This window comes from Streptomyces sp. NPDC042364, from assembly GCF_056437585.1.
Map to the genome: position 1 here is coordinate 612,187 of NZ_JBWKAJ010000002.1, position 21,951 is coordinate 634,137.

Genomic DNA, 21,951 nt, shown 5'->3' on the forward strand with positions numbered 1-21,951 from the left:
ACCGAATTCCGGCGGACGCCCCCCACCTGGTCCGGGAGCGCTCTCGGGGCGGCCCGGCCATGGTTATCCTGATCCGCAACCGCTCTTGAGGAGTCCTGAAGTGACCGAGGCAGTGTCGCGACCCACGCTGGAGGCCGTGGCCGCGCGCGCCGGTGTGTCACGGGCGACCGTGTCCCGTGTCGTCAACGGGGGCGAGGGCGTCCGCGAGCCGCTGGTGGAGCGGGTGCGCAAGGCGGTCGAGGAACTCGGCTACGTCCCGAACCAGGCGGCCCGCAGCCTGGTCACCCGGCGGCACGACGCCGTCGCCGTCGTGATCGCCGAGCCGGAGACCAGGGTGTTCGCGGACCCCTTCTTCGCCCTCCAGCTCCGGGGCATCAGCAAGGAACTGACGGCGCACGACTCACAGCTCGTGCTGCTGCTCACCGAGGGCCCCGAGGACCACGCGCGGGTCGGCCGGTACCTCGCGGGCGGGCATGTCGACGGGGCCCTCGTCTTCTCCCTGCACCTCGACGACCCGCTGCCGGGACTCATCAAGGGCGCCGGTGTGCCGACCGTGTTCGGCGGCCGGCCAGGCTGGGGCGACGGTCCGCGCGGCGACGGTCCCACCGTCTACGTCGACAGTGACAACCGGGGCGGCGCCCGGGACGCCGTGCGGCATCTCGTCGGTCTCGGCCGCAGCCGGGTCGCCCACATCACCGGCCCCCTCGACCAGACCTCCGCGGTCGACCGCCTCGACGGCTACCGGGACGTCATGGTCGACGCCGACCCCCGGCTGATCGTGGAGGGCGACTTCACCCCGGCCGGCGGCGAGCGCGCGATGCGCGTCCTGCTGGACCGCTGCCCCGAGGTGGACGCCGTGTTCGCCGCCAACGACCTCTCGGCCTCCGGCGCCCTCCGGGTCCTGCGCGAACGGGGACGGCGGGTGCCGCAGGACGTGGCCGTGGTCGGCTTCGACGACATGCTGCCGGTGGCGGAGGGCTCCGACCCGCCGCTGACGACGGTCCGCCAGGACATAGAGGGGATGGGGCGGTTGATGACCCGTCTCCTGCTGCGCGGTCTCGAACGACGAGGGCGGGACGAGGACCCGGGACCGGGCCCCGGCAAGGGCCTGGGGGACGCGCCGTCCAGTGTCGTGCTGCCGACGACACTGGTCCGACGCGCCTCCGCGTGAGCCCGTGGGCCTGCGGCGCCTCACCCGAGCCCGTGAGGCCTACGCGCCCACCGTCACCGTGAACCGGCGCGGGTTGCCGTCGTGTGCCGCGCCGGACACGTCCGGCTGACCGTCGGGCCGTACGTCGTCGTACGGGAACGCGTATCCGATCGGCGAGTTGGCGTGCACCACGCGGGACCAGTGGTTGGTCACGGTTCCCCGGTAGTAGGCGCTCGCCGTGGACCCGTTCGGCTGCGTGGGGTGGGTGAGCATGAGCGAGCGGTTGAACCCGGCGGCGATACGGGCGAGGAGGGCCTTCTTGACGTCGGGGTCACCGGGGTTGTTGGCGAACGGGCCGTGGTTGCAGGTGAAGATGTCCTTCGAGGCCGGCCGGGCGAAGGAGTGGCCGCCGGCGAAGGTGAGCCGGTCGCCGACGACCCGGCCGGAGAGCACGCCCCGCCCGCCCTGCAGGTCGATTCTCAGATCCGTCGAACGGTACTTGTCCCACACCTGGTCGACGTACGCGTCCCAGTAGGAGCGGAACGGCATCCGGTCCGGCCGGTCGAAGTACGGCGCCATCAGGTTCTGCGGCGAGATGACCCGCAGGACCCCGCCGTCGCCGCCCCGGACGACGAGCCGGTCCCACGGCTGTCCGTCCCTCGCCGCCTGGGCCACCAGGTCCGCGGCGATACGGTCGACCGCCCCGCTCGGCAGCGGGGCCACGGTGTGCGTGGCGTCGCCCTCCAGGGTCAGGCCGATGGGGAGGGCCGTCACCAGGTCGACGTAGCTGATGTTGGCGAACAACTGGGTGGGGTCGAACGTGAACTCGCAGAACGACCAGGTCCTGCCGAAGTTGGGGTCGGCGGCCGTGGCGAACGCGGGCTCGACCAGCGCCGGGCCGGGGTTGAGGAAGAAGTCCAGGGTGTCGTCCCGCACGAAGTAGACGCGGGCTCCGAACATCTGGGGGAGCGTCAGCACCACGGGGGCGGACCCCGCCGGGCCGAGCGGGATGGCGCAGTCCACCGGCAGCGGTGTGTGCGGTGCCGAGGGCGAGGCGGGCCGGTAGACGCTGCCGTTGGCCCGCAACAGCACCCAGGCGCCGGTCGACTGTTCGTGCCCGGTGACGTACGCCCGGACCGTGCCCGGCAACGAGGCGTTGCGCAGGGCCAGTTGGCAGGTGGTGGGAGCAGCGGCGCGGGCGGGGGAGCTGAGAGCGCTCCCAGCGGCGGACGCGCCGATGACGGTGGCGGTTCCGGCGAGGAACCTACGACGGGAGAGCATGGTGGGGCCTCCTGGGAGTGGGGAGTGGAGGCACAGGGGTGGGGGCCCTGCTGTGGTGCACCCACTGTTCCCAGGGGATGTTGAGCCGTCAAGACTTATGACTGAGAGCGCTCTCACTGATCTCCGGCGTTCAGGACTTGACGACGACTCGTCGGGGGAGCCGGCACCGCTGTCCGCACAGGTAGGAGCAGCCCGGTGCCGCGCTCACCGCCACTCCGTGCCGCGCTCACCGAGCGCGACCGGCGCCGGGCTTCCCGGTCCGGTCCTCACCCCTGCGGCGGCGTGCTCCTGATCACCGCGAAACGTGCCCCGTACGGGTCGGTGAGCTTGGCGATGCGGCCCACCCCGGTCAGATCGGTCGCGGGCATACGGACCCCGCCACCGCCCTCCTGGGCCTTCCGCACGGTCTCGTCGGTGTCCGCTACCTCGAAGTACGGCAGCCAGTACGGCCCGGTCTCGGTGGGGTCCTCGTCCAGCGGGACGATGCCGCCGAACATGTCCGCCGGTTCCTTCCCGGCAGGGTTCACACAGGTGTAGCTGCCGCCCTCGACGTCGATCGCCGAGGTCTCCCAGCCGAACACCGCGTTGTAGAACCCGGCGGCCGCGGGCAGGTCGGGGGCGTAGAGCTCCAGCCAGCACAGCGAACCGGGGTCCATGACGACGTCGAGCCCCGTGGTGCGTCGGGGCTGCCAGATGCCGAAGGGGACGCCCGCCCGGTCGGCGAGGATGGCCATCCGGCCCTCCTCCGCCACATCCATGGGCCGCATCAGCACCGAGCCGTGCGCCTGCTCGACCGCCTTGGCCGTGGCGTCCGCGTCCGGTGACTGGAAGTAGACGTTCCAGGACGGCGGGCCCTGCTCCGGTGGGTTCTGCATACCGGCCGCCGCGGTCCGGCCGTCGAGCTGGAAGAAGCCGTAGCCGCCCATCTCGGGGCCGGCCGACCGGAACCGCCAGCCGAAGAGACGGGCGTAGAACGCGCCGGCCCCCTCGATGTCGGGGGTGCCGAGGTCGATCCAGTTCGGCGCGCCGGTGACAAAACGGGTGGTGAGCATCCTGGCCCTCCTTCGAGAGCTCCTTGAGGGGTCCCACTGCCTTTCTGTCGAGTCTCGCACCGCCCACTGACAACCGCCGGGGCACGCCGCCGGACCACGCCGGCCAGACCACGCCGGCCGGGGCGCGGCCGTCGCGGTGGTGCCGCGGGACGCGGGTCAACCGCGGGGGTGGGGTGGGGGCGCGATTCCGTGTTCCCGGTGGCGGTGGCGGTGGCGGTGGCGGTGGCGGTGGCGGTGGCCACCGGCTTCCGGGGGCGTTCACCTCCGCGCGCCGCCGTGCGCCGGGACGCTCCCGGCGGGGAACATGGAGGGCTCGGAGCGCCGTGTTGATGCGGCGTTGATCGAACGTTTTTCGCGCACCGGCACGATCCTGTCCATGCACATCGACACGATCACCCCGGTCGACATCGCCTGGCAGGAGAAGGCGCTGTGCGCACAGACGGGGGCCGACTTCTTCTTTCCCGACCCCGGCAGCTCGGTTCGCGAGGCGAAGCGCATCTGCGGCATGTGCGAGATGCGCACCGCCTGCCTCGACTACGCCCTCGCCAACGACGAGCGCTTCGGCGTCTGGGGTGGCCTGTCCGAGAAGGAGAGACTCCGCCTCCGGCGCACCGGACGCGGCTGACCCGGGTGCGCCCCTCCGGCGGGAGCGGCCTCACGGGTTCTCCGGGGCGGACGGAGGCGGGGTGACCGGCCTCCGCTCACCCGTGGCGGGCGGTCACGCCTTCGCGCGCGCCGCCATCCGCGCCTTGCGGGCCGCCAGCTTCTCGTCGAACTTGAGCGCCTCCGCGTCGAGCCCGTCCATGTAGAGGCCGAGTTCCTCCTGGGCCTTCAGGCCCTCGGGGCCGAGGCCGTCGATCTCCAGGACCTTGAGGAAGCGCAGGACGGGCTGGAGGACGTCGTCGTGGTGGATGCGGAGGTTGTAGACCTCGCCGATCGCCATCTGCGCGGCGGCGCGCTCGAAGCCGGGCATGCCGTGACCGGGCATGCGGAAGTTCACGACGACATCGCGCACCGCCTGCATGGTGAGGTCGGGGGCGATCTCGAACGCGGCCTTCAGCAGGTTCCGGTAGAAGACCATGTGCAGGTTCTCGTCGGTGGCGATACGGGCCAGCATGCGGTCGCAGACCGGGTCGCCGGACTGGTGGCCGGTGTTGCGGTGCGAGATCCGGGTGGCCAGCTCCTGGAAGGCGACGTACGCGACCGAGTGCAGCATGGAGTGCCGGTGGTCGTGCTCGAAGCCCTCGCTCATGTGGGCCATGCGGAACTCTTCGAGCTTGTCCGGGTCCACCGCGCGCGAGGCCAGCAGGTAGTCGCGCATCACGATGCCGTGTCGGCCCTCCTCGGCGGTCCAGCGGTGCACCCAGGTGCCCCAGGCGCCGTCCCGGCCGAAGAGCGTGGCGATCTCGTGGTGGTAGCTGGGCAGGTTGTCCTCGGTCAGCAGGTTCACCACGAGGGCGATACGGCCGATCTCGGTGACCTTCGACTGCTCCTTGTCCCAGGCCTCGCCGTCCTCGAAGAGGCCGGGGAAGTTGCGGCCGTCGCTCCACGGCACGTACTCGTGCGGCATCCAGTCCTTGGCGACCTGCAGATGCCGGTTCAGTTCCTTCTCGACCACTTCCTCCAGCGCGTACAGCAGACGCGCGTCGGTCCAGTCGGAGGACGGGCTGCCGAGAAGAGGGGAAGTGATCGACACAGAGGCTCCAGGGGGACGGCCGGGGGATGAACACATGTGCGGTCACGCGCGGATGACCGAACCTACGGAATCGTAGGCTACGAATCCGTAGGTTACGAAGACGTAGGTTAAGCGCGCGGTAAAGGCCCCTGATCAGCAGGGCCTTGCCGGGTTCGGGCGCACATGCCGAACAGCCCCCGGACGCGCAGGTCCAGGGGCTGGAAAGGCGAGGCGATCACCGGGTCAGGCGTACAGCTCCCGCAGCCGTACCGAGAGGCATGTCACACAGCCCTCCAGCTTCTCGAACTCGCTGATGTCGACGACGACGGGCTCGTAGCCCAGATCCGCGTACAGCTCGGCGGTCTTCGGCGCGCTCGCCGCCATCAGCAGTTTGTCGCCGCCGAGCAGCACCACGTGCGCCCCGGCCTCCTCCGGCACCGGCAGGAAGCGCCCGAACAGCGACGGCGCGTCCATCTTCGGGATGTGCCCGACGACCGTTCCGTCCGGCAGCGCGGTGACCGCCGACTTCAGATGCAGCACCTTGCTCACCGGTACGGAGACGACCCGTGCCCCGAGCGGCTCGAACGCGGCCCGCAGCTGCTGGACCCCGGCCGCGTTGGTACGCCCGCCCCGGCCCACGAAGACGGTGTCGCCGACCTTCAGGACGTCGCCGCCCTCCAGGGTTCCCGGGGCCCAGACCCAGTTCACCGAGCAGCCGAGCGCGGCCACGGCCTCCTCGGTCCCGGCGGTCTCCTCCAGCCGGGACTCGGCGCCGGGGCGCGCGATCAGTGCCACGTTCTTGTACACGACGACCGTGTCCTCGACGAACACCGAGTCCGGGCAGTCGTCGGCGGGGTCCACCTCGATGGTCTCCCAGCCGTGCGTACGCAGGGCCTCGCCGTACGCCTCCCACTGCTCGACCGCGAGGTCGACGTCCACCTTCGCCCGTTCGATGTGCGTGACGAGGCCTTCTGCCAGGCGGGGGCTGGGACGACGGACGAGGGCCTTCTTGCTGGGCACGTGTGGGACTCCGAATCGAACGAGGTTTTTCCGGCGCCCGTGAAGCGACGCCGGTCCGCCATCATGCAGCCCCGGCCCACCAGGACAAAACCCCCGCAGCCAGGCTGTGGCCCTCCTGAGATACTCGGCGGTAGCCGGGCGCGGAGGCGGCGGGACGAGAGGGGCCGGGCACCGGGCCCGTCCCTTCAGGGGCGCGGGGAACCGCGCGACCAGCCCCCACCTGCCCGCCACCGCCCACCTGCCCCCGGCGGTACGGCGGGACCCGGCGCGCCCAACGCGCATCCCTCGCCGGCCCGGCCGCCGAACGGCGGACCCGGCGCCAGGCAGGGGGTGCGGCGCCCCGCAGCGGGCGCCCCGCAGCGGACCGGGCACGCGGCAGCGGCGGGCACCCGGCAGCGGTACCAGGCACCCCGCAGCGGACCGGGCGTCCCGTGGCCGTCGGGGTCAGCCGGTGGTTCCGAGTTCCTCCGGTGTGGTGTCGCGCAAGCCGCCCTCCTCCAGCAGCAGCCATCGGGTGATGCCGAGGGACTCCAGGAACGGCAGGTCGTGGCTGGCCACGATCAGCGCGCCCTCGTAGGACTCCAGCGCCGTCGTCAGCTGTCGCACACTCGCCATGTCCAGGTTGTTCGTCGGCTCGTCCAGCAGCAGCAGCTGCGGGGCGGGCTCGGCGAGCATCAGCGCGGCGAGGGCGGCCCGGAAGCGTTCCCCGCCCGACAGTGTCGCCGCCGGCTGGTCGGCGCGGGCGCCCCGGAACAGGAAGCGGGCCAGCCGTGCCCGCACCCGGTTGTTGGTGGCGCCCGGCGCGTACCGGGCCACGTTCTCGGCGACCGTCAGCTCGTCGTCGAGCACGTCGAGCCGCTGCGGCAGGAACCGCAGCGGAACGTGCGCCCGCACCTCGCCGCCCACCGGCTCCAGTTCGCCCGCGATCGTGCGCAGCAGTGTGGTCTTGCCCGCCCCGTTGCGCCCGACCAGCGCGATCCGCTCGGGGCCCCGCAGGTCTAGACCGCCGTTCACCCGGGCGCCGTACCGCAGCCGGAGGTCCAGGGCGGTGAGCACGGTACGGCCCGGGGGCACGGCCGTGTACGGCAGGTCGACGCGGATCTCGTCGTCGTCCCGTACCGCCTCCACCGCCTCGTCGAGCCGCTCCCTGGCCTCGGCGAGCTTCTCCTCGTGCATGATCCGGTGCTTGCCCGCGGACACCTGAGCGGTGCGCTTCCTGAGCTTCATGACGGCTCGGGGCTCCCGCTTGTTCTCGTACATCTTGTTGGCGTAGCGCGTGCGCCTGGCCAGCTTGGTGTGGGCGTCGACCAGCTCGCGCTTCTGCTTCTTCAGATCGGCCTCGGCGACCCGCACCATCCGCTCGGCCGCCTCCTGTTCCGTGGTGAGCGCCTCCTCGTAGACGGAGTAGTTGCCGCCGTACCAGGTGACCTCGCCGGCGCGCAGATCGGCGATCTGGTCGACCAGGTCGAGGAGTTCGCGGTCGTGGCTGACCACGATCATGACCCCGGACCAGGCCGAGACGGCGTCGTACAGCCGGCGGCGGGCGTACAGGTCGAGGTTGTTGGTGGGTTCGTCGAGGAGCAGGACGTCCGGGCGGCGCAGCAGCAGCGCGGCCAGGCGCAGCAGCACCGACTCGCCGCCCGAGATCTCGCCGATCGTGCGGTCCAGGTCGATGTGACCGAGCCCGAGTTGACCGAGGGTCGCCAGGGCGCGCTCCTCCACGTCCCAGTCGTCGCCGACCGCCGCGAAGTGCTCCTCGGCCACGTCGCCCGCCTCGATGGCGTGCAGCGCGGCGCGGGTCGCGGCGATGCCGAGCGCCTCGTCGACGCGCAGCGCGGTGTCGAGCGTGACGTTCTGCGGCAGGTAGCCGATCTGGCCGGTCACCCGGACGGTGCCGTCGGTCGGCGTCAGCTCACCGGCGATCAGCCTCAACAGGGTCGACTTGCCGGACCCGTTGACCCCGACGAGCCCGGTCCGGCCGGGGCCGAACGCGATCTGGAGGTCCTCGAAGACGGGCGTGCCGTCGGGCCAGGTGAAGGACAGGGAGGTGCAGGTGAGGGAAAGGGGAGCAGACATAAGGGCCTCGCGGTTGCTTGCGGTGGTCGGGGCAACGCGTGCGGACACCGCGAGCGCGACACATCGAGGCGAGGGCGAACCCGCTGGGCGGGGCCGGAAGAAGGCCCGCTGCCGGGGGACGGCTCGTACGCCGAGGTCGCACGCAACGCACACAGGGAGCCGGGATACGGCGATGATGTGTGACGCGGTGTCTCAGGACCTCAGACGAGCAACGTCCTTCTCCAATCGACGGCAACAGGACCGCTGTACAACGTAGGAGGGGCCGTCAGGGGTGTCAACGGATTAAAAGGGCACCCGGGCCGGCCGCCCCCGGCCCGAGCGGGGCGGCGTCGCAAGGCTGGGTGTCAGCAGGCGTCCCGCATCAGCTCGGCCAGGTCGTGGTCCAGGTCCACCTGGTGGTGTTCGAGGCCGAGGGGCACCAACTCGGTCGTCCGGTCCAGGAAGCGGCGCACCTCGCCGGAGAGGACGTGCACCACGGCGGTGCCCTCCGGGGCGTGGAACTCCAGGACCAGCCGCTCGTACCCGTACGGGCGCACCCGGACGTCCCCCTGGCCGACGGCCTCGTCCATGCCGGTCACCAGGAGTTCGCGGGCGAAGGTCCAGCAGACCTCGACACCCTCCAGCGTCGCCGGGGCGGGGAACGTCATACGGACGGCGAAGGGGTCGCTCCGGTCGTAGTGGAGCGTGGCGGGAATGCTCGGCATCCGCGGCGCGGCGGCGACGAGACGGGCCTCTACGGGCTGCTCGATGACGGTGGACAACGCCTTGCTCCCTTGTGACGGCTGGACGGACTCCGGATGGCTTGGCCGGGCATGTGAGGAGACGCTGGATCGGGCCGATCCGTGCACACGGGCTTCGAGTGACCTCTGTCACCGAGTCCAATCACTGAGGTGATCCATTTCTCGTCCCAGGGTCCCGGGATACCCGAGAGGACACCGCAGGCGGCTCCGCGGTTCCCGGGCGAGGCCATCTGGACGGGGTACGGGGGGTGGGCTAGCTTCGCCCGCCATGAGGGCCTTGGGGCAGTCGAGAAGCAGGAACCGGACGAGTCGGACGATGACGATGGGACTGGCCGCGACGGCGCTCGCCGCCGCCATGACCGTCCCCGCGCAGGCACACGGCGACGGCCGGCCACCCCACTGGGAACTGAAGGAAACCGGCACCGACGTGCGCTTCCGCGGTCTCGCCGCGGTCAGCCGGAACACCGCCTGGCTGGCCGGCAGCGCGGGGACCGTGCTGCGGACCAAGGACGGGGGTGCGCACTGGCGCGATGTGTCACCACCGGGCGCACAGGATCTGCAGTTCCGGGACATCGAGGCATTCGACGCACGCCGGGCGGTCGTTCTGGCCATCGGTGAGGGCGAGGCATCCCGCGTCTACCGCACGGACGACGGCGGCGCCACCTGGACCGAGTCGTTCCGCAACACCGACCCGCGCGCCTTCTACGACTGCCTGACCTTCTTCGACACCCGCCACGGGCTCGCCATGAGCGACCCGGTGGACGGGAAGTTCCGCATCCTGTCCACCAAGGACGGCGGCCGTTCCTGGAACGTCCTGCCGGACGACGGCATGCCGCCGGCCCTGGAGGGCGAGGCGGGCTTCGCGGCGAGCGGGCAGTGCCTGGTCGGCTCGGGTCGGCGGGATGTGTGGCTGGCGACCGGCGGAGCGGCACGCGCGCGGGTGCTGCACTCCGCCGACCGCGGTCTGACCTGGACGACCGCCGACACTCCCGTCCCGGCGGGCGACCCGGCCCGCGGCGTCTTCGGCCTCGCCTTCCGCGACCGGTCCCATGGCATCGCCGTCGGCGGCGACTACCGTGCCGACCAGCCGTCCCCGAGCGCGGCGGCCACCACCGACGACGCGGGCCGCGGCTGGAGGGCCGCCGCGCAACCGCCGCCCGCCTACCGCTCCGGTGTCACCTGGCTGCCGTACAGCCGTACGGCGGCCCTCGCCGTCGGCCCCACCGGCACCGATCTCACCACCGACGGCGGCCGCACCTGGCGCACCGTCGACACGGGCTCGTACGACACAATCGACTGCACCCCGGACCGCGGCTGCTGGGCCGCCGGGGAGAAGGGACGCGTCGCCCGGCTGGAGAACTGAGGGAAGCGCCGGTGAACGGGCGGTGGCCGGGACTGAATCCCGCACGTCGGGATACCCGTGGGGTGATCGCGTCAGGAAGGGAGTGATCGGCATGCCACGCGGTTCGAGCCCCAAGCGGGAACGTCAGTACGAGCACATCAAGGAGAGTGCCGAGGACCGGGGCGAGAGCGAGTCGCGCGCCAAGGAGATCGCCGCCCGCACGGTCAACAAGGAACGCGCGCGGTCCGGTGAGTCCAAGACCGCGAGCCGTACGTCCACCCAGGACATGTCGTCGGGCAAACGCGGCGGGCAGCGCTCCCACAGCGGGTCCGAGGGGCCCACGTACGACCAGCTGTACGAGGAGGCCAAGCGGCGCAACATCCGCGGCCGTTCCGACATGAACAAGAGCCGGCTGAAGCGCGCCCTCGACAAGTAGAGGGGCGGCCCTGGCCGGCGGGCTCGCCGCGGGGATGCGTACGCTCCTCGGACCATGACGACCGTACGCATCCCCGCGGGCTGGCCCGCCACCGAAGACCAGGCCCGAGCCGTGCAGGACGAGTTGCGCGGCAAGGTGGTCCTCGACGAGACCGGGCCGCCGCCCGGCACCGGACACGTCACCGGCGTCGACGTCGCGTACGACGACGAGCGGGACGTGGTCGCGGCGGCGGCCGTCGTGCTGGACGCGGCGACCCTCGGAGTCATCGCCGAGGCCACGGCGATCGGGCGGGTGTCCTTCCCCTACGTCCCCGGGCTGCTGGCCTTCCGCGAGATCCCGACCGTCCTGGCGGCCCTGGACGCGCTGCCGTGCGACCCCGGCGTCGTCGTCTGCGACGGCTACGGCCTCGCCCACCCGCGCCGCTTCGGGCTCGCCAGCCACCTCGGCGTCCTCACCGGGCTCCCCACGATCGGCGTCGCCAAGAACCCGTTCACCTTCACGTACGACGAACCGGGCACCCCGCGCGGCAGCGCCTCACCCCTCCTCGCCGCCACCGGCTCCGGCCCGGAGGAAGTGGGCCGCGCGCTGCGCACCCGCGCCGGGGTCAAACCGGTGTTCGTCTCGGTCGGCCACCGCATGACCCTCGACAACGCCTGCGCCCACACCCTCGCCCTCACCCCGGCCTACCGCGTCCCGGAGACCACCCGGCGTGCCGACACGCTCTGCCGCCGGGTCCTGCGGGAGACGGCGGGCCGAGCCCCCGGGGACGCACGTGAGTAGGTGCGGGCTTCGCACCTGAGTACGAGTACGGATATCGGCGCGTCGCCGTGACCGGCAGGCTGGACCGCATGACGACGCACCGAGCCCCGAAGCCCGCCGCCGGCCCCGGCCGGCCCGTCGAACGTGCCGTCACGGCCGGCCTGCTCCTCGCACTGATCGCCGGGATCGCCTGGATCGGCGGGATGGTCTACACGCTGACGGGATGGGCCTGAGCCCCGAGCGCGGCGCGGGCGGTGCGTGTCCGGCCCCCTCCGGGGGCCGGACACCGCGTCACCGGGAGGCGGCGACCCGGAACGTGATGCCCGCCGCGCGCAGCCGTTCGATCAGCGCGTCGCCCATCGCCACCGCCGTCGTGACCTGGCCCGCGGTGGCGGGTAGGTCGTCGAATGCCAGGCAGAGCGCCGACTCGGCGAACATCTTTGCCGTCTCGCCGTAGCCGGGGTCACCGCCCGAGACCTCGGTGAAGACCCGTCGCCCGCCGCCCTCGCCCACGAACCGCACCGAGAACCAGCTCCTGGCCCGCTTCTCCGCGCTCGGCCCCTCGCCGGGCCTGTGCAGGTTGCTCAACCAGCGCCGGGCGGGCGGCACTTGGGCGGCGGCGGCCACCGCACCCACCAACGCGGCCCCGCCCACCGCGAACGGCAGGGTCCGCACGGCGGCATAGTGGCGGTAGCGGAAGTCCGGCCCGTAGCGCCGCAGGGCGCGCGCCGAACGCTGCACCACCCGCGCATCGATGGTCGGCAGCGGCAGCGCCCACGCGCCGACCTCCTTGGCGAACCGGGGCGCGCTCACCGGCGCGTACGCTCGCCGCCCCACCGTCCGCGGCTCGTGCCGCCTGCGGTCCCGCGAGGCGGCGGCCATCTGCCGGGGTCGCGAGAAGACCGTCAGCGCGGAGGTGAACGTGCCGCCCGAGAACATCCCCGACGCCCGCACGAAGCCGTCGACGGTGATCGGCACGTCCTCCGGGAGCTGCAGCACCGTGAAGTACGCTCCCAGGTCGTGCGGGATCGAGTCGAAGCCCGCCGCGTGCACGATCCGGGCGCCGGTCTCACGCGCGCGTGCGTCATGCCGGACGTAGGTGAGGTCCATGAACTCCGGCTCGCCGGTGAGGTCCAGATAGTCGGTGCCCTCGTCGGCGCAGACGGCCACCAGCTCCTCGCCGTAGGTGATGTACGGGCCGACCGTCGTGGCCACCACGCGCGCCTGCTTCGCGAGTTCGCGCAGGGACGCCGGATCGGACACGTCCGCCTGGAGTACCCCGATCCCGGCGCCGCCGGGCAGCCGCTCCCGCAGCGCCGCCAGCTTCGCCGCGCTGCGCCCGGCCAGCGCCCAGCGCAGCCCTTCGGGCGCGTGCTCGGCGAGATACTCCGCGGTCAGCTCGCCGACGAACCCCGTCGCCCCGAAGAGCACGATGTCGTACGCCCGGTCCGCCCTGTTCTGCGTGCTCATGAACCCCTCAGCCCTCGCCCCCGCGCCGTTGTCGGTGGGTGAGGCTAGCGTGAGGGACGAGCAGCCGAACGTGCGGGATCCGGAGGTGGCCGTGCCCGTGCCCGGGAACGCCCTGAAAAAGTGGGAGAAGGTACGCGAGTTCGCCCTCGGGATGCCCGGCGCGGCCGAGGAGTTCCCGTGGGGCGAGAGCGTCGCCAAGGTCAACAGGAAGGTGTTCGTGTTCCTCGGTGTGGACGACGGCAGTCATCCGCTGGGCGTCACCGTGAAGCTCAGGGACGAGGAGACCCACGCCCACGCCCTCACCTGCCCCGGAGCCGAGCCCGCCGGGTACGGCCTCGGCAAGGCCGGCTGGGTGCGCGTCCCCCTGGAGGAGCCGGGCGCCCCGGGCGTGGAGCTGCTCTGCGACTGGGTGGAGGAGAGCTATCGCGTGATCGCCCCGAAACGCCTGATAGCGGAGCTGGAGACCCGCGGAGCCTGACCGACGCACGTCGGGACATCCGGCACGACCTTGGGCACAATGGCTAAGCGTTTGCTCAGCCAGGGCCTTGTGCGGGGTGGAACGCGTTCCTAACATCACTGGTGTTACATCATCGGTGTCACAGAGCTGGGGGCTCTCGATGGCAGTGGCGAAGACGCCCGGGCACGGCCCGCTCGCCGGTGTGCGCGTGGTCGAACTCGCGGGCATCGGCCCCGGCCCGTTCGCCGCCATGCTCCTCGGCGACCTCGGCGCCGACGTCGTCCGCGTCGACCGGCCGGGCGGCGCCGGTCTCGCCGTGAACCCCCTGTACGACATCACCAACCGCAACAAGCGGTCGGTGATCGTCGACCTCAAGTCCGACGACGGCCCGGACGGCGTCCTCGCCCTCGCCGAACGCGCCGACATCCTGATCGAGGGCTACCGCCCCGGAGTCGCCGAGCGCCTCGGCGTCGGCCCCGACGCCTGCCACGCCCGCAACCCCGCCCTCGTCTACGGCCGGATGACCGGCTGGGGCCAGCAGGGCCCCCTCGCCCAGCGCGCCGGCCACGACATCGCCTACATCGCCCTGACCGGCACCCTCGGCATGATCGGCACCCCGGACACCCCGCCCGTCGCCCCCGCCAACCTCCTCGGCGACTACGCGGGCGGCTCGCTCTACCTCGTCGTCGGCGTCCTCGCCGCCCTGCACCACGCCCGCGCGACCGGCGCCGGGCAGGTCGTGGACGCGGCCATCGTCGACGGCACCGCGCACCTCTCCGCGATGATCCACGGCATGCTCGCCGCCGGCGGCTGGCAGGACCGCCGCGCCGCCAACCTCCTCGACGGGGGCTGCCCCTTCTACGGCACCTACGAGACAGCCGACGGCCGGTACATGGCCGTGGGCGCCCTGGAGCAGCAGTTCTACGAGGAGTTCGTCGACCTCCTCGGCATCAGGGACCGGGCCCCGGCCCGCAAGGACGTCGCCGCCTGGGGCCGACTGCGCGAGACGGTCGCGGCCCGTTTCAGGACGCGTACGCGCGACGAGTGGACGGCCGTCTTCGAGGGCTCCGACGCCTGTGTGGCGCCCGTCCTGTCCCTGCGCGAGGCCCCGGACCACCCGCATCTCGCGGCCCGCGGGACCTTCACCGACTTCGGCGGCATCACGCAGCCCGCCCCCGCACCCCGTTTCTCCGCCACCCACACATCGGTCCGCGGCGGCCCCGCCCAGCCGGGCGCCGACACCACGGACGTGGCCCTCGACTGGGGCATACCCGGCCTCCTGGCCGGCCGTCCCCCGTCCCCCGGCCCGGAGGCCGCCCCGACGGACGGCATACCCGACGGCGAGATCGGCGCCTGACGCCCGGCCCTCGCGCCCCGACCACCCGGCTCTCCACCGCCACCCGAAAGGCCAGACCCGTGAGCACCGAAGCGTACGTGTACGAGGCGATCCGCACCCCGCGCGGACGCGGCAAGGCGAACGGCGCCCTGCACGGCACCAAGCCCATCGACCTCGTCGTCGGGCTGATCCACGAGATCCGGCGGCGGCACCCCGGCCTCGACCCGGCCGCCGTCGACGACATCGTCCTCGGCGTCGTGGGCCCCGTGGGCGACCAGGGCTCCGACATCGCCCGGATCGCCGCCATCGCCGCCGGACTGCCGGACACCGTGGCCGGCGTACAGGAGAACCGCTTCTGTGCATCGGGCCTGGAGGCCGTCAACATGGCCGCCGCCAAGGTCCGTTCCGGTTGGGAGGACCTGGTGCTCGCCGGCGGCGTCGAGTCGATGTCACGGGTGCCCATGGCCTCGGACGGCGGCGCCTGGTTCAACGACCCGATGACCAACCTCGCCGTCAACTTCGTGCCGCAGGGCATCGGCGCCGACCTCATCGCCACCATCGAGGGCTTCTCCCGCCGGGACGTCGACGAGTACGCGGCCCTCTCCCAGGAGCGGGCCGCGGCGGCCTGGAAGGACGGCCGGTTCGACGGCTCCGTCGTCCCCGTCAGGGACCGCGCGGGCCTCGTCGTCCTCGACCACGACGAGCACCTCCGGCCCGGCACCACCGCCGACTCGCTCGCCAAGCTGAAGCCGTCGTTCGCCGACATCGGCGAGCTGGGCGGGTTCGACGCGGTGGCCCTGCAGAAGTACCACTGGGTCGAGGAGATCGACCACGTCCACCACGCGGGCAACTCCTCCGGCATCGTCGACGGCGCGGCGCTCGTCGCCATCGGCTCCCGCGAGACCGGCGACCGCTACGGCCTGCGCCCGCGCGCCCGGATCGTCTCCGCAGCCGTCTCCGGCTCCGAGCCCACCATCATGCTCACCGGCCCCGCGCCCGCCACCCGCAAGGCCCTCGCCAGGGCCGGGCTGACCATCGACGACATCGACCTCGTCGAGATCAACGAGGCGTTCGCCGCCGTCGTCCTGCGCTTCGTGAAGGACATGGGGATCTCCCTGGACAAGGTCAACGTCAACGGCGGGGCCATCGCCCTCGGCCACCCGCTGGGCGCCACCGGCGCGATGATCCTCGGCACGCTCGTCGACGAGCTGGAGCGACAGGACAAGCGGTACGGGCTGGCCACGCTGTGCGTGGGCGGCGGCATGGGCATCGCGACGATCGTCGAACGCGTCTGACACCCGGCGGAACCACAAGACTTCTACGGAGAGCCCCCTCATGACCGAGAGCACCACCATCCGCTGGGAACAGGACCGCTCGGGCCTCGTCACCCTCGTCCTCGACGACCCCCACCAGTCCGCGAACACCATGAACCAGGCGTTCCGCGACTCCCTCGCCGTGACCACCGACCGGCTGGAGGCCGAGAAGGACTCCATCCGCGGCGTGATCATCACCTCCGCCAAGAAGACCTTCTTCGCCGGCGGCGATCTGCGCGACCTCATCCGGGTCACCCCCGACACCGCGCAGCAGCTGTTCGACGGCGGCCTGGAGATCAAGCGGCATCTGCGCCGCATCGAGACCCTGGGCAAACCCGTCGTCGCCGCGATCAACGGCGCCGCCCTCGGCGGCGGCTACGAACTCGCCCTCGCCTGCCACCACCGCGTCGCCCTCGACGCCCCCGGCTCCAAGATCGGCTGCCCCGAGGTCACCCTCGGCCTGCTCCCCGGGGGCGGCGGCGTCGTCCGCACCGTACGGCTCCTCGGCATCGCCGACGCGCTCCTGAAGGTCCTGCTCCAGGGCACCCAGTACAGCCCCCGGCGTGCCCTGGACAACGGCCTCGTCCACGACGTGGCCGCCACGCACGACGAGCTGATGGCCAAGGCGCGCGCCTTCATCGACGCCAACCCCGAGTGCCGGCAGCCCTGGGACGAGCCGGGCTACCGCATCCCCGGCGGCACGCCCGCCAACCCCAGGTTCGCGGCGAACCTGCCCGCCTTCCCCGCGACCCTGCGCAAGCAGACGGGCGGCGCCCCCTACCCCGCCCCGCGGAACATCCTCGCCGCCGCGGTCGAGGGCGCCCAGGTCGACTTCGAGACCGCCCAGGTCATCGAGGCCCGGTACTTCGTGGAGCTGGCGGCCGGCCAGACCTCGAAGAACATGATCCAGGCCTTCTTCTTCGACCTCCAGGCCGTCAACTCCGGCGCCAACCGCCCCAAGGGCGTCGAACCCCGCCAGGTCCGCAAGGTGGCCGTGCTCGGCGCCGGGATGATGGGCGCCGGCATCGCGTACTCCTGCGCCCGCGCCGGCATCGAGGTCGTCCTGAAGGACGTGTCCGAGGAAGCGGCGGCGAAGGGCAAGGGCTATTCCGAGAAGCTCTGCGCGAAGGCCGTCGCCAAGGGCCGCACGACCCAGGAGAAGGCCGACGCCCTCCTCGGCCTGATCACGCCCACCGCCGACCCCGCCGACCTGGCCGGCTGCGACGCGGTCATCGAGGCCGTCTTCGAGGACACCGCCCTCAAGCACAAGGTGTTCCAGGAGATCGAGAGCGTGGTGGCCCCGGACGCGCTGCTGTGCTCCAACACCTCCACCCTTCCCATCACCACCCTCGCCGAAGGCGTGGAGCGCCAGTCCGACTTCATCGGCCTGCACTTCTTCTCGCCCGTCGACAAGATGCCGCTCGTCGAGATCATCAAGGGCGAGCGGACCGGTGACGAGGCCCTCGCCCGCGCCTTCGACCTGGTCCGGCAGATCAAGAAGACCCCGATCGTCGTCAACGACTCGCGTGGCTTCTTCACCTCCCGGGTCATCGGCCACTTCATCAACGAGGGCGTCGCGATGGTCGGCGAGGGCATCGAGCCCGCGTCGGTCGAGCAGGCGGCGGCCCAGGCGGGCTACCCCGCGAAGGTCCTCTCCCTGATGGACGAGCTGACCCTGACCCTGCCGCGCAAGATCCGCACGGAGACGCGGCGGGCCGTCGAGGAGGCGGGCGGCACCTGGGAGGAGCACCCCGCCGAGGCCGTCATCGACCGCATGGTCGACGAGTTCGGCCGCACCGGCCGCAGCGGCGGCGCCGGCTTCTACGACTACGGCCCCGACGGCCGCCGCACCAGGCTCTGGCCCGGCCTCCGGGAGCACTTCACCCGGCCCGGCCACCGGATCCCCTTCGAGGACATGCAGGAGCGCATGCTGTTCTCCGAGGCCCTCGACACCGTCCGCCTGCTGGAGGAGGGCGTCCTCACCTCGGTCGCCGACGCCAACATCGGCTCGATCTTCGGCATCGGCTTCCCCGGCTGGACGGGCGGCGTCCTCCAGTACATCAACGGCTACGAGGGCGGCCTGCCGGGCTTCGTGGCCCGGGCGAGGGAACTGGCCGACCGCTACGGCGCCCGCTTCACGCCGCCGGCGCTGCTGGTGGAGAAGGCGGAGCGGGGGGAGGCGTTCGCCGACGCGTGACCGTCCTGGGGGTGCGGGGTGCGGGGTGCGCTGGCGGCCGCGGGTTCGTGGTGGCCTGTCGCGCAGTTCCCCGCGCCCCTGAAGGGTCGGGCCCGCGGCCCGCCCGCCCTTCTCTCCCCTCACCCCTCCTTCATCCACTCCCGCAGCTCCTCGCGCAGGGAGCGTTGAAAGGTCGTCAGCAGGGCCTGGACGACCAGGGGCTGCATATGGGCCGACAGGGACTTCACCGCCCGGGGGTCGCGCTCGGCGACCGCGTCGCGGAAGAGGCCGGACAGCTCGTGGGCCGCCGCCCGGGCGTGCTCGATCAGGACGTTCCGCGCGGCCAGGATCGACTCCTGGGACAGCGGTACGTCAAGGAGTTCCGCCCCCAGCCGCAGCAGACCGGGGTCCACCAGGAACCCGTCGCCCTCCCGCTCGACCAGGCCCATCGCCATGAGCCGTCCCACGTCGCCCTCGTCCAGGGACCGCCCGGCCCGCACGTCCAGCTCCTGCCGTGTCACCGTCTCCACCGCGTCCGGCGCCCAGGAGGCCACCACGGCCCGCTGCAGGGCGAGATCACGGGGGGACAGATCCGGCGGCAGCTGCCGCAGATACCGCTCGATGGCTGCCAGGGTCATGCCCTGCCGCTGGAGCTCCTCGATCAGTGCGAGCCGGGCCAGATGACCCCGCCCGTAACGACCGACCCGGCGTGGACCGATCACCGGCGGTGGCAGCAGACCCTTGGTGCCGTAGAAGCGGACCGTGCGCACCGTGACCCCGGCCCGCGCGGCCAGTTCGTCGACGGTGAGGACGTCCTCCTGGCCGCTCTCAGCCGTGTCCGCTCCTTCTCCGGTCCCGGTCGTCATGACAGCAGTATCGCTGTCCCACCAGTGCTGTGAAACCTTCAACGGCTGCTCAGGGCGATTGTCGGTGGCGGCCCGTACGGTGTGGTCCATGCCGGGGATCACATACGTCAGGGGAGACGCCACGGTGCCGCTGGGCAAGGGCGTCAAGGTCATCGCCCATGTCTGCAACGACCTCGGCGGCTGGGGCAAGGGCTTCGTCCTCGCCGTGTCCCGGCGCTGGCCGGAACCGGAGGCGGCCTACCGCGCCTGGCACCGCGACCGCGCGCACAACGACTTCGGTCTCGGCGCCGCCCGGTTCGTCCAGGTCGGCCCGTACACCTGGGTCGCCAACCTGATCGGCCAGCGGGGCATCCGTTCGGGCGGCAAGGGCGCCCCCGTCCGGTACGAGGCCATCGACTCGGCCCTCGCCCTGCTGGCCGACAAGGCCCTGGAGCTCGAAGCCTCCGTCCACATGCCCCGCATCGGCTGCGGTCTCGCCGGCGGCACCTGGTCCCGGATCGAGCCCCTGATCACCGAGCGGCTCGTCCGGCGGGGCATAGCGGTGACGGTGTACGACCACGGGGACTGACGGCCCGCCGTCCACCGGGACCGAAGGGCGGCTGTTGGGGTGAACGGCCGTCGATTATCGGTCAACTCTGGCGCAGACGTGCGATGCGTCGTGCGTGTGAACGGGTAAGCCATCGGTATGGACCTTCTCCCGGTGGACATCGGCCCGTTGAACCCCCCGGTCGCGGAACTCGTCGTCGCGGCGGTGCTGTTCGCGCTGGTGTTCGTCTTCTTCCTCCGGCTGGCGCCCCGGGTGCGGCATGTGCTGGCGGAGCGGGAAGCGGCCACCGACGGGCTCGAGGCACAGGCCGAGGCCGTACGGCGGGAGGCGGAGAACAAGCGGGCGGAGGTGGCCGCGACCCTGGCGGAGGCCCGGCACCAGGCCGCCCGCATCCGCCAGCAGGCGTTCGAGGAGGGCACGACCCTGGTCGCCGAGGCCCGCGCGGAGGCACAGCGCGAGTACGCGACGATCCTCACCCAGGGCCAGGCCCGTATCGCCTCCGACCGCGCCGCGGCCGAGGCCGAACTCCGCGTCTACGTCTCCGAACTGGCCTCGAACCTGGCGAGCAAGATCCTCGGCGAACGGATCGAGGCCAAGGCCGAACCGCGCCTGTAGGAGCGGGGGCGCAGCCCCCGCCTCCTCCATCGGCGCGGGGAACCGCGCGACCGGCCGCGACGGGCCCGCAGCCGCCGCTCGGCGGCAACCCCCGCGTCCTACCGACCGTGCCCGTGCCGGCTGTCGTGCTCGTGCACGGAGTTCGTCGCCGCGATCTTCCTCCACGACTTGGGTGCCTTCGCCACCCCGCCCCCACCTGAGGCGACCCCCGCCCGCTCGGCCGCCGCGGCCCCCGGCTTCACCGGCTGGTACAGCCACGTGTCGAACAGTTGGTCCAGCCGCCGCCCCGAGACCTCCTCCGCGTACGCGACGAAGTCGCCCACCGTCGCGTTGCCGTACGCGTGCCTCGTCGGCCACCCCTTCAGGATCCCGAAGAACGCCGTGTCACCGATCTCGTTGCGCAGCGCCTGCAACGCCAGGGCCCCCCGGTCGTACACGGCGATGTGGAACTGGTTCTCCGGCCCGGGGTCACCCGGCCTGACCGTCCAGAAGGGATCGTCGGCCGCGCGGGAGGCGTACACATGGTCGGCGATCTCCTGCGCCGTACCCTCGTTCTCGTGCTCGGACCACAGCCACTGCGCGTACCGGGCGAAGCCCTCGTTGATCCAGATGTCCTTCCACCCGGTGACGGAGACGAGGTCGCCGTACCACTGGTGGGCCAGCTCGTGCACGACCACCGACACGTTCGACCCGTTCGCGAACTGCCGGGGGCTGTAGAAGGGCCGGGTCTGTGTCTCCAGGGCGTATCCCACCTGGGGGGTGTTGGGCACATACCCGCCGAGGCCGCTGTACGGATACGGCCCGAAGTACTCGGTCAGCCAGGCGGCGACCTCACCGGTCCGCTCGACGCTCGCGCGGGCCGCGCCGTAGTCGTCGCCGAGGTCCTTGCTGTAGGCGTTGACGATCGGGATGCCGTTCCCGGTCCGCCCGGTCGTGATGTCGAACCTCCCTACGGCGAGCGTGGCGAGATACGTGGCCTGGGGTCTGTCGGAGCGCCAGTTGTAGCGGGTCCAGCCCGCTCGGGACGAGGTCGACTGGAGCGTGCCGTTGGAGAGGGCCTGGGTGCCGTTCGGGACCAGCACCGACACGTCGTACGTGGCCTTGTCGAGCGGGTGGTCGTTGCTCGGGAACCACCACCAGGACGCCTCGGGCTCGCCCGCCGCGACACCGCCGTCCGGGGTGCGGAGCCAGCTCGTGAAGCCGTACGCCTTCTCGGACGACGGAACCCCGGCGTAGCGCACCACGACGCTGACCTCCGTCCCCTTGGGCAGCGGGTCCCCCGGAGTGATCTCCAGTTCGTGCTCGCCGGAGGTGGTGAAGGCCGCCTTCGCACCGTTGACCCGTACCTCGCTCACGTCCAGGAGGAAGTCCAGGTTGAAGCGGGACAGGTTCTCGGTGGTCCGGGCCAGCAGGGTCGCGGTGCCCTCCAGCCGGTCCGTCTCCGGCTGGTACTTGAGCCGGAGGTCGTAGTGGGAGACGTCGTATCCGCCGTTGCCGTAGGCCGGGTAGTAGGGGTCGCCGATCCCCGGCGCACCGGGCTCGTACGAGGCCGCCGATGCCGGGATCGCCAGCAGGAGGGAGGCCACGAACGCGCCCGGGGCGATGAGTCTGCGGTGCACGAATCACTCCAAGTGGTCGGT

At 72.1% G+C, this 21,951-nt stretch carries 21 protein-coding genes; 12 read left to right on the plus strand and 9 right to left on the minus strand.

The window, feature by feature from the left end:
• Positions 1-100: 100 nt before the first annotated feature.
• Positions 101-1,171: a LacI family DNA-binding transcriptional regulator gene (locus AC067N_RS05955; protein WP_478677644.1), complete on the plus strand. Its 1,071-nt coding sequence runs from the start codon at positions 101-103 to the stop codon at positions 1,169-1,171.
• Positions 1,172-1,210: 39 nt separating this feature from the next.
• Here the strand turns inward: AC067N_RS05955 and AC067N_RS05960 are convergent, their stop codons facing one another.
• Together AC067N_RS05960 and AC067N_RS05965 are read right to left on the minus strand one after the other, a co-directional pair.
• Positions 1,211-2,431 (minus strand): glycoside hydrolase family 64 protein, encoded by a 1,221-nt coding sequence (locus tag AC067N_RS05960; protein WP_478677645.1) that lies wholly within the window; start codon positions 2,429-2,431, stop codon positions 1,211-1,213.
• 266 nt (positions 2,432-2,697) lie between these two features.
• Positions 2,698-3,483, minus strand: a complete 786-nt coding sequence (locus tag AC067N_RS05965) for a VOC family protein (protein WP_478677646.1) — start codon at positions 3,481-3,483, stop codon at positions 2,698-2,700.
• Positions 3,484-3,859: 376 nt separating this feature from the next.
• On the opposite strand from AC067N_RS05965, the gene AC067N_RS05970 reads away from it, so the two are divergent.
• Entirely contained in the window at positions 3,860-4,108 is a 249-nt protein-coding gene (locus AC067N_RS05970; RefSeq protein ID WP_478677647.1) for a WhiB family transcriptional regulator, read from the plus strand.
• 93 nt (positions 4,109-4,201) lie between these two features.
• Here AC067N_RS05970 and AC067N_RS05975 read toward each other — a convergent pair whose 3' ends face one another.
• From AC067N_RS05975 to ssgD, 4 genes are all read right to left on the minus strand, one after another.
• Positions 4,202-5,179 carry an acyl-ACP desaturase gene (locus AC067N_RS05975; protein ID WP_478677648.1) on the minus strand — a complete coding sequence of 326 codons (978 nt, stop codon included), beginning with the start codon at positions 5,177-5,179 and terminating at the stop codon, positions 4,202-4,204.
• 222 nt (positions 5,180-5,401) lie between these two features.
• Positions 5,402-6,178: a dimethylargininase gene (gene ddaH, locus AC067N_RS05980; protein ID WP_478677649.1), complete on the minus strand. Its 777-nt coding sequence runs from the start codon at positions 6,176-6,178 to the stop codon at positions 5,402-5,404.
• 444 nt (positions 6,179-6,622) lie between these two features.
• Complete coding sequence (locus AC067N_RS05985; protein ID WP_478677650.1) at positions 6,623-8,254, minus strand: ABC-F family ATP-binding cassette domain-containing protein; 1,632 nt, start codon at positions 8,252-8,254, stop codon at positions 6,623-6,625.
• A 344-nt stretch (positions 8,255-8,598) separates the two neighbouring features.
• Positions 8,599-9,015 carry a spore wall synthesis regulator SsgD gene (gene ssgD, locus AC067N_RS05990; protein ID WP_478677651.1) on the minus strand — a complete coding sequence of 139 codons (417 nt, stop codon included), beginning with the start codon at positions 9,013-9,015 and terminating at the stop codon, positions 8,599-8,601.
• Between the two features lie 295 nt (positions 9,016-9,310).
• On the opposite strand from ssgD, the gene AC067N_RS05995 reads away from it, so the two are divergent.
• From AC067N_RS05995 to mmpA, 4 genes are all read left to right on the plus strand, one after another.
• Positions 9,311-10,357, plus strand: a complete 1,047-nt coding sequence (locus AC067N_RS05995; protein ID WP_478677652.1) for a WD40/YVTN/BNR-like repeat-containing protein — start codon at positions 9,311-9,313, stop codon at positions 10,355-10,357.
• A 91-nt stretch (positions 10,358-10,448) separates the two neighbouring features.
• The gene (locus AC067N_RS06000; RefSeq protein WP_478677653.1) at positions 10,449-10,772 is read left to right on the plus strand and encodes a plasmid stabilization protein; all 324 of its coding nucleotides are present in this window, start codon (positions 10,449-10,451) and stop codon (positions 10,770-10,772) included.
• 54 nt (positions 10,773-10,826) lie between these two features.
• Positions 10,827-11,552: an endonuclease V gene (locus tag AC067N_RS06005; RefSeq protein ID WP_478677654.1), complete on the plus strand. Its 726-nt coding sequence runs from the start codon at positions 10,827-10,829 to the stop codon at positions 11,550-11,552.
• Between the two features lie 68 nt (positions 11,553-11,620).
• Entirely contained in the window at positions 11,621-11,764 is a 144-nt protein-coding gene (mmpA, locus tag AC067N_RS06010) for a morphogenic membrane protein MmpA (RefSeq protein WP_478677655.1), read from the plus strand.
• Between the two features lie 58 nt (positions 11,765-11,822).
• Here the strand turns inward: mmpA and AC067N_RS06015 are convergent, their stop codons facing one another.
• Positions 11,823-13,001: a saccharopine dehydrogenase family protein gene (locus AC067N_RS06015; RefSeq protein WP_478677656.1), complete on the minus strand. Its 1,179-nt coding sequence runs from the start codon at positions 12,999-13,001 to the stop codon at positions 11,823-11,825.
• Positions 13,002-13,092: 91 nt separating this feature from the next.
• Between AC067N_RS06015 and AC067N_RS06020 the strand changes: the two genes are divergently transcribed.
• From AC067N_RS06020 to AC067N_RS06035, 4 genes are all read left to right on the plus strand, one after another.
• Positions 13,093-13,479: an MmcQ/YjbR family DNA-binding protein gene (locus tag AC067N_RS06020; protein WP_478677768.1), complete on the plus strand. Its 387-nt coding sequence runs from the start codon at positions 13,093-13,095 to the stop codon at positions 13,477-13,479.
• Positions 13,480-13,618: 139 nt separating this feature from the next.
• Entirely contained in the window at positions 13,619-14,815 is a 1,197-nt protein-coding gene (locus AC067N_RS06025) for a CaiB/BaiF CoA transferase family protein (RefSeq protein WP_478677657.1), read from the plus strand.
• Positions 14,816-14,874: 59 nt separating this feature from the next.
• Positions 14,875-16,089 carry an acetyl-CoA C-acetyltransferase gene (locus AC067N_RS06030; RefSeq protein ID WP_478677658.1) on the plus strand — a complete coding sequence of 405 codons (1,215 nt, stop codon included), beginning with the start codon at positions 14,875-14,877 and terminating at the stop codon, positions 16,087-16,089.
• Between the two features lie 40 nt (positions 16,090-16,129).
• Positions 16,130-18,304 carry a 3-hydroxyacyl-CoA dehydrogenase NAD-binding domain-containing protein gene (locus AC067N_RS06035; protein ID WP_478677659.1) on the plus strand — a complete coding sequence of 725 codons (2,175 nt, stop codon included), beginning with the start codon at positions 16,130-16,132 and terminating at the stop codon, positions 18,302-18,304.
• 119 nt (positions 18,305-18,423) lie between these two features.
• On the opposite strand, the gene AC067N_RS06040 is transcribed toward AC067N_RS06035, so the two are convergent.
• A complete protein-coding gene (locus AC067N_RS06040; RefSeq protein WP_478677660.1) occupies positions 18,424-19,149 on the minus strand; it encodes a MerR family transcriptional regulator in 726 nt (241 codons plus the stop codon).
• An 88-nt stretch (positions 19,150-19,237) separates the two neighbouring features.
• Here AC067N_RS06040 and AC067N_RS06045 point away from each other — a divergent pair, with 88 nt between their 5' ends.
• Both AC067N_RS06045 and AC067N_RS06050 read left to right on the plus strand, forming a co-directional pair.
• Positions 19,238-19,717 (plus strand): macro domain-containing protein, encoded by a 480-nt coding sequence (locus tag AC067N_RS06045; protein ID WP_478677661.1) that lies wholly within the window; start codon positions 19,238-19,240, stop codon positions 19,715-19,717.
• A gap of 117 nt (positions 19,718-19,834) precedes the next feature.
• Positions 19,835-20,311 (plus strand): F0F1 ATP synthase subunit B family protein, encoded by a 477-nt coding sequence (locus tag AC067N_RS06050; RefSeq protein ID WP_478677662.1) that lies wholly within the window; start codon positions 19,835-19,837, stop codon positions 20,309-20,311.
• 98 nt (positions 20,312-20,409) lie between these two features.
• Here the strand turns inward: AC067N_RS06050 and AC067N_RS06055 are convergent, their stop codons facing one another.
• The gene (locus AC067N_RS06055) at positions 20,410-21,930 is read right to left on the minus strand and encodes a M1 family metallopeptidase (RefSeq protein WP_478677663.1); all 1,521 of its coding nucleotides are present in this window, start codon (positions 21,928-21,930) and stop codon (positions 20,410-20,412) included.
• Between the last annotated feature and the right edge of the window lie 21 nt (positions 21,931-21,951).